The sequence below is a fragment of the Ekhidna algicida genome (assembly GCF_051379705.1).
Taxonomy (GTDB): domain Bacteria; phylum Bacteroidota; class Bacteroidia; order Cytophagales; family Cyclobacteriaceae; genus Ekhidna.
The window spans coordinates 2,014,552-2,029,761 of the sequence record NZ_CP179868.1; the positions used below are offsets into that span (position 1 = coordinate 2,014,552).

The 15,210-nt window shown below is 40.6% G+C and carries 12 protein-coding genes; 9 read left to right on the forward strand and 3 right to left on the reverse strand.

Features of this window, described 5'->3' with window-relative positions:
* Nucleotides 1–22: 22 nt before the first annotated feature.
* Complete coding sequence (locus tag ACL8WY_RS08760; RefSeq protein ID WP_436514324.1) at nt 23–1,048, reverse strand: RluA family pseudouridine synthase; 1,026 nt, start codon at nt 1,046–1,048, stop codon at nt 23–25.
* Nucleotides 1,049–1,065: 17 nt separating this feature from the next.
* Between ACL8WY_RS08760 and ACL8WY_RS08765 the strand changes: the two genes are divergently transcribed.
* Genes ACL8WY_RS08765 through ACL8WY_RS08775 form a run of 3 tightly spaced genes read left to right on the forward strand, consistent with a single transcriptional unit; the run spans nt 1,066 to nt 5,200 of the window.
* Nucleotides 1,066–1,968, forward strand: coding sequence for a 1-aminocyclopropane-1-carboxylate deaminase/D-cysteine desulfhydrase (locus ACL8WY_RS08765; RefSeq protein WP_436514325.1), 903 nt, complete (start codon nt 1,066–1,068; stop codon nt 1,966–1,968).
* Between the two features lie 28 nt (nt 1,969–1,996).
* Entirely contained in the window at nt 1,997–3,658 is a 1,662-nt protein-coding gene (locus ACL8WY_RS08770) for a hypothetical protein (RefSeq protein WP_436514326.1), read from the forward strand.
* Nucleotides 3,659–5,200, forward strand: a complete 1,542-nt coding sequence (locus tag ACL8WY_RS08775; RefSeq protein WP_436514327.1) for a DUF5723 family protein — start codon at nt 3,659–3,661, stop codon at nt 5,198–5,200.
* 3 nt (nt 5,201–5,203) lie between these two features.
* On the opposite strand, the gene radA is transcribed toward ACL8WY_RS08775, so the two are convergent.
* Nucleotides 5,204–6,559 (reverse strand): DNA repair protein RadA, encoded by a 1,356-nt coding sequence (gene radA / locus ACL8WY_RS08780; protein ID WP_436514328.1) that lies wholly within the window; start codon nt 6,557–6,559, stop codon nt 5,204–5,206.
* A gap of 52 nt (nt 6,560–6,611) precedes the next feature.
* Here radA and glyA point away from each other — a divergent pair, with 52 nt between their 5' ends.
* Genes glyA through rpiB form a run of 3 tightly spaced genes read left to right on the forward strand, consistent with a single transcriptional unit; the run spans nt 6,612 to nt 9,145 of the window.
* The gene (gene glyA / locus ACL8WY_RS08785) at nt 6,612–7,886 is read left to right on the forward strand and encodes a serine hydroxymethyltransferase (RefSeq protein ID WP_436514329.1); all 1,275 of its coding nucleotides are present in this window, start codon (nt 6,612–6,614) and stop codon (nt 7,884–7,886) included.
* A 5-nt stretch (nt 7,887–7,891) separates the two neighbouring features.
* A complete protein-coding gene (gene tatC / locus ACL8WY_RS08790; protein WP_436514330.1) occupies nt 7,892–8,713 on the forward strand; it encodes a twin-arginine translocase subunit TatC in 822 nt (273 codons plus the stop codon).
* A 3-nt stretch (nt 8,714–8,716) separates the two neighbouring features.
* Complete coding sequence (rpiB, locus tag ACL8WY_RS08795; RefSeq protein WP_436514331.1) at nt 8,717–9,145, forward strand: ribose 5-phosphate isomerase B; 429 nt, start codon at nt 8,717–8,719, stop codon at nt 9,143–9,145.
* On the opposite strand, the gene ACL8WY_RS08800 is transcribed toward rpiB, so the two are convergent.
* Nucleotides 9,135–10,508: a hypothetical protein gene (locus ACL8WY_RS08800; protein ID WP_436514332.1), complete on the reverse strand. Its 1,374-nt coding sequence runs from the start codon at nt 10,506–10,508 to the stop codon at nt 9,135–9,137. The two genes, rpiB and ACL8WY_RS08800, sit on opposite strands and share 11 nt — an antisense overlap.
* A 91-nt stretch (nt 10,509–10,599) precedes the next feature.
* Between ACL8WY_RS08800 and ACL8WY_RS08805 the strand changes: the two genes are divergently transcribed.
* The 3 genes from ACL8WY_RS08805 to ACL8WY_RS08815 all read left to right on the forward strand — a co-directional run bounded on the left by ACL8WY_RS08805 (nt 10,600) and on the right by ACL8WY_RS08815 (nt 15,178).
* Complete coding sequence (locus tag ACL8WY_RS08805) at nt 10,600–10,962, forward strand: ribosome-binding factor A (RefSeq protein WP_436514333.1); 363 nt, start codon at nt 10,600–10,602, stop codon at nt 10,960–10,962.
* Nucleotides 10,959–12,185 carry an ABC transporter permease gene (locus tag ACL8WY_RS08810; RefSeq protein WP_436514334.1) on the forward strand — a complete coding sequence of 409 codons (1,227 nt, stop codon included), beginning with the start codon at nt 10,959–10,961 and terminating at the stop codon, nt 12,183–12,185. The genes ACL8WY_RS08805 and ACL8WY_RS08810 overlap by 4 nt, the downstream gene beginning before the upstream one ends.
* 80 nt (nt 12,186–12,265) lie before the next feature.
* A complete protein-coding gene (locus ACL8WY_RS08815; protein WP_436514335.1) occupies nt 12,266–15,178 on the forward strand; it encodes a DEAD/DEAH box helicase in 2,913 nt (970 codons plus the stop codon).
* Nucleotides 15,179–15,210: the final 32 nt, after the last annotated feature.

Below are 15,210 nucleotides of genomic sequence, written 5' to 3' on the forward strand. Positions count from 1 at the left end.
CTTCAGAAATGAAGGCTTTTTTTTAATCCGTGTGATCAATATAGCTTTTCCACTTTTCCAAGACCGCCGTAAAATCTTCAGGAAGTTCAGAATCAACAAAAACCTTCTTTTTCGTAATTGGATGAACAAACCCAAGCGTCTTTGCATGTAATGCTTGCCTGGGAATCATTTTAAAGCAGTTTTGAACAAACTGTTTGTACTTTGTGAAGACAGTTCCTTTGACAATCTCGCTTCCACCATAAGTGGCGTCATTGAAAAGTGGATGGCCGACGAATCGCATATGTGCTCGTATCTGATGTGTTCTCCCTGTTTCAAGATTGCACTTGACCAGAGAGACGTATCTCAGATCTTGTAATACTTCATAGTGTGTTACCGCATGCTTACCGAAATCTCCATCTGGGAAAGCCCTTGTAATTCTTCGGTCTTTCAAACTTCTCCCGACATTAACATCAATTGTTCCAGAAGCTTCTTCAGGTACACCCCACACTAAGGCATGGTATGTCCGCTCGATCGAATGATCAAAAAATTGCTTAGCTAAACCCGTCATCGCATTCTCAGTTTTGGCAATAACTAGCAGGCCAGATGTATCCTTGTCTATTCTATGCACCAATCCCGGACGTCCATCATTGCCTTTCATCTCAGGTAGATTCTTGAAATGAAAAGCAAGTGCATTAACAAGTGTCCCTGACCAATTTTGATATGCCGGATGTACAACCATTCCAGCCGGCTTGTTCACTACCAGTAGATGTTCATCTTCAAGTACAATATCTAGTGGGATATCCTCAGGGACCAGATCCTCGTCACGTGGTGGCTCTGGAAGCATTACTGAAATCTCATCTTCAGGATGCACCTTATAATTAGGCTTCACATCATCTCCATTCACTTTAACAAATCCTTCTTTTATTCCTGCCTGAACCTTGTTTCTAGTCACATTGGGAAGTCGATCCATCAAAAACTTATCTATGCGGAGGAGCTCCTGTCCTGCATCCACCTTTATATGATGATGCTCATATAAGTCTTCTTCATTTTCGTTCACTTCATCGGTCATGGCTGTAAATTTAAGCGATGGCTATCCTTCCGACACCACTTCAGAAAATTTCACACCCACTTTTAGTAGAAAAAGCGATTACACTTTACATCAAGAGAGATGATTTGATTCATCCTGAAATGATGGGAAATAAATGGAGAAAGCTTAAATATAACTTAGCCGCCATCCGCGATCAAGGGTTAAATAGCTTGGTTACCATGGGTGGTGCCTACAGCAACCATATAGCGGCCACAGCAGCTGCGGCTCAAGAAAACAACCTTAAGGCTACTGGAATCATTCGTGGAGAAGAATTAAACAAGGAAAGTAATCCAACATTAAAATTCGCAAGTGAGAAAGGGATGAATTTTGAGTTTGTTGACCGCACTGCATTTAGAAAACTAAGAGAGCATCCCCATAGATTGATCGACAAATATCCGGGCCATTATTTTTTACCAGAAGGAGGCACTAATGATTTAGCAATAAAAGGGTGTGAGGAAATTGTAAAAGAAATTGATATCGAATTCGATGTATTCGTAACCCCGATTGGAACTGGCGGGACTTTTGCCGGAGTTTTAAAGGCCGCTGAAAATCGAAAAAAAATCATAGGGGTGAGTAGCCTAAAAGGAGATTTTATTCATAATGAAATACAAGATTTGCTCAAAAAACATCAAATTGATTACACTAATTATCAAATAATTGACAACTATCATTTTGGCGGATATGGCAAAACGAATCCTGTATTGATCGATTTTATCAATGAGTTCAAAGAAAAACTGAACATATCATTAGACCCAATTTATACGGGAAAGGCCTTTTTTGCCGTTTGGGATATGATTAAAAGCAATAAATTCGAAAAAAATCTTAAAATAGTGATATTGCACACGGGTGGTCTTCAAGGTATTGAAGGCTTTAATCGAAAAAATGAAAATATTATACAATAAGACTTAACTTTAAAACAATTTGTCAGCGGTGAAAAAATTTGTGTTTATAGTAATCTCCGCATCTTTATTTGCATCCTGCAACGTAGGTGAGTTGGAGTTTGACAATTTAGAGGTGACACCTATATCAGGTGTGTTTAGCTTCCCTTTGGGTGAGGCCAACTATGTCATGCGTGATTTGATAGGAAATCAAACGGGTGACTCCCTTAGCTTTGAAGAGGACAGTACCTCTTTATTCACTCTTCTTTATTTCGATACTATCACATACAGTGCCCCTGATGAGTTGGTTAAGATTGATGACATCAATTATAGCGGAGCATTTAGTAATATGCCAATGGCATCTGGACCAGTGGTGGTTAATCTTATTGAAACCTTTCAAACAAATTATGATCCTCAGAAAAATGAGGAATTGGATTCAATCTTTTACGAAACTGGAGATCTTACGATTACAACTACTTCTAACATTGCCGCCGCAGACATTGCTTACACTTTTACAATTACGAATACAACCAATATCAATACAGGAACACCTATTTCTGTTTCAGGCAATATCCCTGCTGGTGGAACCGGTACCGATATGCAGACCAGTTCACTAATCGGGCATAAGACGGTACTTACAGATCCGAGTGGTAGCAACGTCATTAATATAGATTTGAACGCTCAGGTAACTCTAAATGCCGGACAATCAATGGCTGGTACAGAATCTCTAACTTTTGATCTAACCTACGGTAATCAGACCTTTGGATTGATCTATGGTAAGTTTGGGCAAGACACGATCCAGGTGGGCAATCAATCAATCGAAATTGACTTCTTCACTCAGACGGAAAGAGCCGGAATTACCTTTGGTAATCCAAGCATTTCTTTTGACTTCAGAAATACCTTTGGTGTACCCGTTGGAGTTGATTTTGCAGGATTACATGGTGATGATGGAAATGGAGGAAATCAGTTTTTTTTAACGGGAAGTATTGTCAACAATGACCCGGTTATCGATGGATCAGATTTGGATACACCTACACCAACTACACCTGGTGAAATCGCTCAAACCATCGTTGAAATCAATCGTGGTAATTCCAATTTGGTTAACCTACTTTCTCAATCACCAAGACGATTGATTTTTGATGTGGCTGGAATATCGAACCCTGAAAGCCTGACCGAAGGAAATTATTTGCAGCCTTCAAGCTCTATCAGTGCCTATGTAGCACTAGAGATACCAATGGAAATCCAGCTGGAAGATTATGAAGAAAAAGGTTCTTTTGGTTTGGGTGATGGACTTGATTTAAGCAATGTAGACTCTGCATTCATTCGATTAGTTACTAATAATGAACTGCCCTTCAATGGAACAATAAACCTGGAGGTTCAGGATGCCGACAGTGTTGCGTTATTTCCAATTTCAGACACGAGCGACCCTCAGTTTAGTCAAGAGCAGCTTGATCGATTTACAAATATTCCTGTAATCAAAGCACCTCTGATTAATATAAATGGAGAAGTAACTGACCCAAGTGGAGCAACGGAAGACATTTCACTGACTCAGCAAGAGGTCGAGTTGCTCGAAGGTGCTTCCCATGTTATTATAACTATGGTATTAAATACACCTGTCAGTCAAACTTCAAGAGATATCTATGTAAAGATACTTGCCGATTATACCCTAAGTCTAAAAGTGGGAATTGGCGGCAAGTTCAATTTGGAATTATAGATGAAGAAACTCGTCACCTCCATATTGATCCTAACCTCTTTAGTCTGTTATTCACAGACTAGTTTATCCTTTCAGCACCTAGGTAATGCTACCTTTCAAAATAACTTGATCAACCCATCCTTGATACCAAAAGGCAGGTTTTTCATAGGTCTTCCTGTGATATCGGGTGTTCATGCGAATGTCAATAATAAGTTTAGCTACAACCAGGGCTTTACAGTAGAAAGCACAAGAACTTTGATTGATGTGCCTAAAATAATTGGTAATCTTCAACGTCAAAATATGGTTTCAACCAAGGTCGAAGTAAATCTTCTCCATTTCGGCTATAAATTAAAATCCGGTGCACTTTTAAGCTTTGTGGCCAATGAACGAGTAGAAGCTGATTTTCTGTATCCAAGAGAACTCGTAGAGTATGTTTTTACGGATGGGAATAGTCAATTTCTAAATGACGATGTTAAAATCTCCAGAATCGGGCTTACTGCAAGTCACTTTAGAGAGTTTGGCCTTGGAATTGCAGCACCGGTAAATGATCAGCTTACGGTTGGTCTCAGGACTAAGCTATTGGTAGGCTTTGCAAATGCAAGTTTGCCGGGAGGAACAAAAGCTATCCTTAACTCAAACGGTGAAGCATTTCAGATAGATGCAGAGTGGAAAAAGGCAACCTTAAGAACTTCAGGATTTGATATTTACGATGAAACTGTAGGGGACCTAGGCTCTCATTTAGTCATGAATGGCAATAAGGGGTTTGCTATTGATATCGGAGGAACTTATAAGCTCAACCGGTATTACACCATCACCGGCTCTATTGTAGATTTAGGCTTCATAAATTGGAAAGAAAACATCAAAAGCTATTCACTTGCGGATACCAGCTTTAACTATAGTGGTGTAAATCTTGAAGACTTAGACGATATCGAGCAAACACTTGAGGATTCGCTTTTCAGCAAATTTGAAACAACAGATACCTTCGACCCATACAAAAGTTGGTTACCTGTTACTGCAAGTGGTAGCTGGATTTATCACTATAGTCCAAAAACAGACTTCTATGTAACAGCTGGATCACGCTGGGTACAACGTGAAATCAAAATGATGTATGGTGCCGGAGTGACACAAAAATTTGGCAAAGCCTTTACAGGATCAATTAGTGTAACTAAACTTCCTCAACAGTTTTTCAATGTTGGTGCTGCCTTTGCTGCCAAAGGTGGACCCGTACAAATGTACATGGCAGTTGATCAGGTTATCAACTTCTCTGTTCCCGACGCAAAAGCATTTGACTTCCGTTTTGGAATGAGTTTCGCTTTCGGAAATAGGCCAGAAAAAGAGGCTGAAAGTGGACTTTCCAGGAGCCCAATAGCCGGTGCCAAAGGTCTCGATACAAATGTTTTCCTAGGTAAAAAAGTGAAGACCAAGAAACGAGACGGTATCTACTCTATCATCAAACGACAAAAGCGTCGTGAGCTGAAAAACAAGCGCACCAAACGTAATGGAGATGTAGATAATAAAAGCCTTAATGGTCGCACTGGTAAGAAAAATACCAAAAACGAGTAAGCATTAGAATAGTTGCCGAAACGCATCACTCAATTTTGAAAAGGAATGAACCTTAATCTTGAATTGGCCTAAGTCTTTGGCTTTCAAGTTGTGTTTTGAAATATAGATTTCACTGAAACCTAATTTTTCAGCCTCATTTATTCGATTCTCAATTCGATTTACCGGTCGTATTTCTCCACCCAAACCTACCTCGGCTGCAAAGCACACATCTTCTCCAATAGGTGCATCTTCGAAAGATGAAAAAATAGCAGAGCAAATTGCCAAATCGAGTGCGGTATCTTGTACTTTCAAGCCTCCGGCAATATTGAGAAAAACATCTTGCGTGCTCAACCGAATACCCAGGCGCTTTTCCATTACTGCTAATAGCATGGTCAATCTTTTATAGTCATAGCCAGTAGTACTTCGTTGTGGATTGCCATAACTTGTCGGGCTTACGAGTGCCTGCGACTCTAGAATAAGTGGTCTGTTTCCTTCCAATGTTGCTCCAAGAGCAATTCCGCTCAGCCCGGGATCTCGAGGTGAAATCAGTATTTCAGATGGATTGGTCACTTCTCTCAACCCATCAGCATTCATTTCAAACATACCAAGCTCAGAGGTAGATCCAAATCTATTTTTGATTGTGCGCAGTATTCGATAGGATAAGTGCCTGTCGCCCTCAAACTGAAGGACTGTGTCTACCATGTGCTCCAAAACTTTGGGTCCGGCTATGGCTCCTTCTTTATTTACATGACCAACCAGAAATACAGGTATCCCTTTTTGTTTGGCAAACTTCATGAGCTGACCAGTACACTCTTTCACCTGCGAAATAGATCCGATAGCTGCCTCAATACGATCTGAGTGTAAGGTTTGAATTGAGTCGATAATAAGAATGTCTGGTGCCATGCTTTCCGCCTGCTTGATTACTTGCGATAAACTGGTTTCAGCATACAAAAAGCAATGATCAGCTGTGGTTCCGATTCGTTCGGCTCTCATCTTTATTTGTTCGGCACTCTCCTCACCAGAAACATATAGTGTTTTCTGCGGCAATCTGATTGCCATTTGAAGCATGATTGTGGATTTTCCTATCCCGGGCTCTCCGCCTACCAGTACAAGCGATCCACCTACTATTCCACCGCCTAAAACTCGATCCAATTCTTCAATTCCTGTCTTCAATCGAGCTTTGCTTTCCGCCTCCCCAGTCTCCTTAATGTTTATCGGTCGGCTTTTTTCAACCGAAAAATCTACCATAGCTGAAGAGGATTTTGAGACAACCTCTTCAACATATGTGTTCCACTCACCACATGAAGGGCATTTACCAACCCATTTTGCAGATTCTGAACCACATGACTGACAATAGAAGACGGTTTTAGTTTTAGCCATTTTAGATGAGGATTAAGGCGAAGATATAAACTGTCTCATATAATTTTACAGCATGCAAAAAGATCAGAAAGTTTTTGACCTAATCAAGGCTGAAGAAAAGAGACAAATAGAAGGCATAGAGTTGATAGCCTCAGAGAATATTGTGTCACCACAAGTTCAGGAAGCTGCAGGCAGTGTGCTTACAAACAAATATGCTGAAGGTCTCCCCGGTAAAAGATACTATGGAGGATGTGAAGTAGTAGATGAAATTGAAGATCTTGCAAGAGAGCGAGCGAAAGAACTTTTTGGTGCTTCTTGGGCTAATGTTCAGCCACATTCGGGCGCACAGGCAAACGCCGCAGTTATGCTTGCTTGTCTTAATGCCGGCGATGAGATTCTCGGCTTTGACCTTTCTCATGGAGGTCACTTAACACATGGATCCGGTGTGAATTTCTCAGGCAAACTCTACAGGCCAAATTTCTATGGTGTTGACAAAGAGAGCGGTCTTATCGATTACGATCAACTGGAAAAAGTAGCAAGAGAGAAAAATCCAAAAATGATCATTTGCGGAGCTTCTGCTTACAGCAGAGATTGGGATTATGAACGATTCCGCTCGATTGCAGATGAAGTTGGTGCTATACTGTTGGCAGATGTATCACATCCATCCGGGCTAATTGCTCGCGGATTTTTGAATGATCCTCTTGAATTTTGCCACATTGTGACTACCACTACCCATAAAACCCTGAGGGGACCTAGGGGTGGAATGATTCTGGTCAGAGATGATATTGAAAACCCTTGGGGATTGACAACACCAAAAGGTGTTATCAGAAAGCTAAGTTCGCTACTTGATTCAGGTGTTTTTCCAGGTACTCAGGGTGGCCCGCTAGAACACATTATTGCAGCTAAAGCTGTCGCTTTTGGTGAGGCACTATCAGACAACTACCTGAACTACCTTGTACAGGTAAAGAAAAATGCTGCTGTCATGGCTGACGCATTCGTAAATAAAGGATACGATGTAATCTCAGGTGGTACTGATAATCACCTCATGTTGATCGACCTTCGAACGAAAGATATTACTGGAAAGGATGCAGAAAATTCACTTATCAAGGCTGATATCACTGTAAACAAAAACATGGTGCCGTTCGATGATAAGAGTCCTTTTGTTACCTCAGGTATGCGAATCGGCACTCCTGCCATTACCACCCGCGGACTGGTAGAAGAAGATATGATCAAGATTGTTGACCTTATCGATTCGGTAATTACCAATAAAGATGATGAAAGCAAGATCTCAGAAGTGAAATCTGAGGTAAATAGCTGGATGTCTGGATTCCCATTATTTAAGGGATAAATCAAATGCCATTAGATCAGATATCGGATGAAAAAGAGATGTCCTTTTTGGATCATCTGGAAGAGCTTAGATGGCACATCATCCGCTCTCTGATTGCTATAGTCGTATTTGCAATAGCTGCTTTTATCGCCAAGGACTTTGTGATTGGCACTGTGATTCTTGGCCCATCAAGGACCGACTTTTGGACCTATCAAAAGCTGTGCGAACTTGCTGATCTGATAGGGACTCCTGCGCTCTGCATCGATACATTATCCTTTGAATTGGTCAGCAGAAAGATGAGTAGTCAGTTTATGACACACGTCTCGGTCTCATTTTTTGCCGGTCTCATCGTCGGGTTTCCTTATCTTTTTTGGGAAATATGGCGCTTCATTAGACCTGGCTTGCGTCCACAGGAACGAAAAGCATCACGCGGAGCTACCTTTTCGGTAACCGTGCTTTTCACATTAGGAGTACTTTTCGGTTATTTCCTCATTGCACCCATTTCTGTACGTTTTTTCTCAACTTATCAAGTAGATCCGTCGCTTCAAAATTTGTTTGATTTATCCTCTTACATAAGCACTGTTACGATGATTGTATTCGGATGCGGTGTATTATTCCAGCTTCCTGTTATCGTCTATTTTCTTACCAAGGCTGGTATTGTAAGTTCATCTTTGATGAAAGCGTACCGAAAACATGCAATCATTGTAATTTTAGTTTTGGGTGCGGTGTTTACTCCGCCGGATCCATTTAGTCAGATTTTAATCGCTTTGCCATTGATGATGCTGTATCAAATGAGTATTGTGATAGCCAAGCGAATCGAACGAAGAGAAGCACGACAAAACAAATAGTCCATGAAAATAGCAATAGGTGGCGATCACGCCGGATTTCAGTACAAGGAGCGACTTATTCAGCACCTTGAAAATAAAGGTCATGATATTGAAGATTTCGGTCCAAGCACAGATGATTCGGTAGATTATCCTGATCATGTACATCCATTAGCCTCTGCAATCGCTTCAGAAGATTGCGATCTTGGAATATTAATTTGTGGTAGCGGCAATGGGGTAGCCATGACAGCCAACAAGCATGAAAATGTACGAGCAGCACTTTGCTGGAATACCGAGCTCGCAGCACTTGCCAGGCAGCACAATAATGCCAACATTATTTGTCTAGCAGCAAGATTTTTAGCCTATGAATATGCTGAAGGTCTTGTTGATACTTTCGTAGAGACCGCATTTGAAGGTGGTCGTCATGAAAGAAGAGTGAATAAAATCAATTGCTAATTCGCTCATATCGATTGCCCCCTACTTGCCGATAATCTGATTTGATTTTGGGAAATCTTTCCATCAATAGGGGCATTACTCCAATTTCATCTATTACTATGACTGGATCGGCCTTTTGAAAAAGTTTGAAAAGCGCTCCTGCCGACCCGTAAAAATTCAAACCGTCGAAAGCGCGCACGGTCAAATGTTGATTAAAGCATGGCGAATTGATTTTGCTATTCTGATAATAATTCAGGTTGCTTCCCAGAATCATTGTGCCTTCAACTACCTCCTCCATATCCTCAACCTCCAGTGGCTTTGTAAAATGATTATACACGTATCCAGAATAGATTAAAATACCAAAAATCAATACTCCTGGCATAACCAGCTGAAAAATCCTTCTCCGTATCAAAATGAAGTAATGAGTCCAGAAATAGGCAATTATTGGAATGATAAAAGCAAGTTCAAGAAGTGCCTTTTCGTTTGACAAAAAGAATGTGGCAATTCCTCCAAAAAACATCAGCCAAATTACCTGTTGTATCTTTTGCTGGAAATTGGTGAGTCGAGACGATCCGAAGGTTTTAATCACCGAAAGTAGAAATATGAATAAGAAGCCGGCTGTGACCATTAAAACTTCAGCAAGGGAAAGAGCAGAGCTACTTTGCATCAACAAATTCTGCACCAGGTAACGATCAACAAACAATTGTAAATCTCCACGCCAATAGAAGTAAAGCGCACACATGGAAAATGCCAATAAGAAACTGAACAGATACAGCATTAATCTCCTTGTCGCTGCTGTTGAGAAAAGAATTAAAGCAAAAAGGAAGACTAAGAAAAACACCATGGATGGTAGGTAAATCATAGTCGCCAAGCCAATGAAAATACCAGAGTTTAAGAAAAGCTCATCTGTAACCTGGTTGTCGATTCTTCTGAGCACGTTTCTAAGTGCAAGTAAGATGAAGGTCAGGCTCATCAATTGCGGCGATAGTGTCATAAAATCCGGTACGGAGACCATTAGGATCATATACAAGAATGCAGGCAAATAGCTATTCTCATCATAAGCCTTGTTCTTCAACAGCAGTTGATTGAAAATTCCGGCCTGAAAAATGATAACCAAAGAGCTAAAACCATAATGGACAAATGCACTTCTTCCAAAAATGAGCGTTAAGTATTTGTAAACGAAAACGGCAATCGGGCCTGTATAATCAAAAGTCTGGCTATACATCATAAACCCCTGATTCAACCATTCTCCCAGTAAAAGCCATTTCAGTTCATAATAAGATGTCTCATTGATGAAAAAACTTTGGGTAATACGGATAATCACCATCAAAATAAATGTGATGGCTAGCCTATATGGATCGTTTATTCTAAAGAATCTTAACAATTGATGTTGATTACGAGGGATATTTCAGATAAACTCGAAATTAGAATATTTGGTCAAACCCCTTACGGATTATCTTCGGATATTTGCAGATATGGAAAGTAAGCGGCAGATAAAATACGGAAAGCAATTGCAAAAAGACCTGGCTGGAATATTTCAGCGTGACCCAACACACTATTTTGGATCCTCATTAGGCACCATTACAGGTGTTTCTGTGTCTCCGGACTTAGGCTTAGCGCGTGTTCATCTTAGTATTTTCCCAATCAATAAGGCGAATGAAGTATTTGAACATTTGAATGCAATAAAGAGCGAGATCCGATTGAAGCTAGGTAAAAAAATTGGCAGCCAGGTTCGCATCATCCCAGAGTTGGCCTTTTTTCATGATGATACCGAAGAGAAGGCTTCAAAAATCGATAAGCTGATTAATAAGCTGGATATTCCCCCAGAGGAAGAATGAATTTTCCTTTCTTCATAGCGCGTAAATACTTTCTGTCCGGAAAGAAGAAAAATTTCATAAACGTTATCTCCATCATATCTATGCTGGTAGTAGCGATAGGTACAATGTGTCTGATCATTGCACTTTCGGTTTTTAATGGCTTGGAAGGACTACTCAGATCTATGTATGGACACTTCGATCCAGACATTGTTATTACTCCGGTCACAGGCAAATCTTTCGAATTTGACTCTGCTTATGTTCATGAAATCCGTCAGGTCGATGGTGTATTGGGTATTTCTGAGGTCATTGAGGATAATGTATTAGTGCAGTACAAGGAAGCTCAAAGACTGGTGAAAATGAAAGGTGTAAGCAGGGATTTTGACGAGTTTAGCGGCATTCGCAATGTGATGGTTTCCGGTCAGTTTCCGCTGGTGAGAGATAGCATAGGCTATGCACTCATAGGGCGTGGCGTCCAATACGATTTGTCTCTTAGCCTGAAAAATGATTTCTATACGTTGCAGATGTACTATCCTAAAGATATTGGTCCCGGGATTGTCAACCCAGCTCGCATGTACAATCTCCTGAACATCATACCAGGTGGAATTTTCGCCATCGAAAAGTACTATGACGATAATTATGTATTTGTGCCTGTAGAGTTCGCCAGAGAGTTGCTCAGCTATGGCAACAGGCTCTCGGCATTTGATGTTTACCTGAAACCAGATGCAGATGCCGCCTTTGCGAAACAAGCAATTCAATCTGCTTTGGGATCAACTTTTCAAGTGCGCCTGGGAGAGGAATTGCATAGTGATTTGTATAAAGTATTGAAAGTTGAAAAACTGTTTGTCTTCCTGATCCTAGTCGCGATCATTGGTATCGCTTCCATAAATATTTTCTTTTCGCTCACTATGTTGGTCATTGAAAAGAAAAAAGACATCTCAGTCTTAGTTGCTCAAGGGGCATCTGCTCAAGTAATTCGCAACATTTTTTTATATGAAGGCTGCATTGTAGCATTTAGCGGAGCATCCATTGGCCTGGTGTTGGGTGTCGGTTTAAGTCTACTTCAAGAACACTTTGGACTTGTAGGCATGGGGATGAACTCTGCAATAGTTAACAGTTATCCAGTTGAAATTGCATTCAGCGATGTACTATTCACCATTATAGCCATTATTGTCATTACCCTCCTAGCGTCGATTAAACCAGCAATTAAAGCGGGAAAATCATTTTCGACACATACTTTACAATAAGACCATAAACTCTTCACATTTCTTACCGATCGGCTGTCATATTTTTACTATTTTCGAAGTTTATCTGATTTCAAAAATCCGTGAAAGTTTCACCAGACCAGCCATTTCAACTAATCTACTCACTTTACGAGCATGAGTATCTAGGATATCTTATTGAATCATTTGTGGTGCAGCTGAATGACAAAGGAGAGCTTAGTTATTCACACCAAAATATCTCTTCAAAAAATGCAGAGGAATTTAGCGCCGGTCTGGATGAGAATGATTTCAAAATCATTAAGCACATGGATCAGATTCAGCAAGATCAAGTAGCTCATCACTTTCAAAAGAAGAAGCAAAAACCCGAGGAATTTTTTCTGAAGACCTTCGATAAGCAAACTGGTGACAAAGTGCTACAGGGAGAAATTGAAGCTTATATTGAAAGAAGAAGATCTCAAATTCTCGCATTGATTCACGGAAAGCGGCTATTCGAAATGGGGAAGGACGGAGAGCCAGCCTGGAAAGAGATTGAAGTGGTAGATGAAAAAGCCACCGTTTTATTCCATTTCAGGAAAAATGAGGATAATACCCACTATTTCCCAACGATAAAACTCAAAGGCGAAAAGGTTGAATTCATAAATAATGATAGCTACCTATTGTGCAAGGAGCCAGCCTGGCTGGTAGCCAATGATCAGCTTTTCACTTTTCAAAAACCCGTGAATGGCGGGAAATTAAAGCCATTTCTCAAAAAGAAATTTATTCTCATACCAAAGGATATTGAGGAAACATACTACAAGAAATTTGTCGGTCCGCTGATTTCGGAGTTCGACGTATATGCCAAAGGATTTGAGATAGTCACTCATAAACCAAAACCCACACCAAAGATTACTGTCAGCGAGTTGCAAACCAGCCGAGCCACCACACTCTTTGATGATGGAGGCAATGCGCCGGTGGCTGAAAATGACAAGTTGCTACTGGAGCTGTCTTTTGATTATGGCAAGCATAATTTCAATGCGGACAAGCTCAGCAAAGTGAGTGTCTCAATGGAAAAGGAAGACGACACATATACCTTCCATCGTATCAGCAGAGATCACGAAGGTGAGAAAGGCATCATTCAACAACTAGCAACAAATGGACTGCAACTTAGAAATTCACGAGTTACGCTCCCCAAAACTCTGGCCTTTGATTGGATTGGGCGCAATAGTGACTTGCTTGAGGATTTCATAATCAAGCAAAACCAACAAGGGAAAAAATTCTTTGTCGGTGAGTCTACTATTGATTTGGAAGTGAGTGAAGGCGTAGATTGGTTTGATCTCAAAGCAAAGATCAGATTTGGAGATTTTGAGGTTCCTTTCGAAGAGATTCGAAAGTGCATCCTGAAAGGAAAAACGGAAGTGATGCTTCCGAATGGTGAAATCGGTGTGATCCCAGAATCCTGGATTACTCGGTACAAAGACCTGTTTGCATTCTCGTCTCAAACTGAAGACGGCATTACATTAAACAAAATACACGTTTCTCTGGTACAGGAGCTTAAGGAAGGAGACTTGGCCAAAGTTACCATGGATCGCAAGCTGGAAAAGCTGCTTTCATTTGAAAAAATGGAAGACTATCAAGTTCCGCCTTCTTTTAGAGGAGACTTGAGACCATACCAGCTGGCCGGATATAATTGGCTGAGGTTCCTGGAAGACTACAACTTTGGTGGGTGCCTTGCAGATGATATGGGTTTAGGAAAAACCATTCAGGCACTTGCTCTCTTACAACATCAAAAGAATGAAAACCCAGGAAGCGCCAGTCTCCTAGTAATGCCAACATCTCTACTTTACAACTGGGAGATGGAAGCAAAAAAGTTTACTCCGGAGCTAAAAATTCTGAACTATACAGGAATCAATCGGGTAAAGGATCATTCGAAATTTTCGAAATATGATGTAGTCATTACAAGTTATGGTACTACGCGGGTTGATTCTGAAATCCTTGCTGAGTTTTACTTTAACTACATCATTTTAGATGAGTCCCAAGCAATAAAAAACCCGGATTCGCTTATTTCAAAAAAGGTGCGTGAACTCAAATCCAGAAGGAAACTGATCTTAACTGGTACACCTATCGAAAATAGCACGCTAGACCTTTGGTCACAAATGAGTTTTCTCAATCCTGGGCTGCTCGGCAATGAGGCGTATTTCAAAAAAGCATATCTAAAACCTATTGAGAAGCAAAAAGATGAACATAAGACTCGCAAGCTCAATGCGCTGATCAAACCATTCTTGCTAAGAAGGGAGAAAAGCCAGGTTGCAGATGACCTTCCTGAAAAAGTGATCAATATTCGGTACTGTGATATGTCTGATGAGCAGAGAGAGGTTTATGAGAAGGAAAAGAACGCCTTCAGGAGTAAAATCTTGGATGTGATTGAGACAGACGGTGTAAGTAAATCTCACATGATTTTACTGCAAGGCTTGACTCAGCTGAGGCAAATAGCTAACCACCCAAAAATGGTGGAGCCGGAGTATGAGGCAAGTTCAGGAAAACTGGAAGCAGTGAAGTATATGTTAGAAGACTCTATCTCGAAAGGTCATAAAGTGCTTATTTTCAGCCAGTTCGTAAAACATTTGAAAATAGTCTCTGACTACCTTGATGATCAAAAATTGCCTTTTGCTTACCTCGACGGCTCAACAAGGGACCGACAACATCAAGTCGAACGTTTCCAAAATGACCCGGAAGTGTCAGTCTTCCTTATTTCATTGAAGGCTGGAGGTACAGGTCTTAACCTGACCAAGGCAGATTATGTCTTTTTGCTCGATCCGTGGTGGAATCCTGCTGTAGAAGCTCAGGCAATTGATAGAGCTCACAGAATTGGTCAGACCAAAAAAGTGTTTGCTTACAAATTTGTAAGTAGAGACACTATAGAAGAAAAGATCATAAAACTACAGCAGCACAAGCAGCAATTAGCTTCAGATTTAATATCGGTAGAAGAAAGTTTCGTAAAAAGCCTTTCGCAAAGCGACATTAAAGATCTGTTTGACTAATTTTTATTGTTCAAATAAGGGTTGGATTTTAT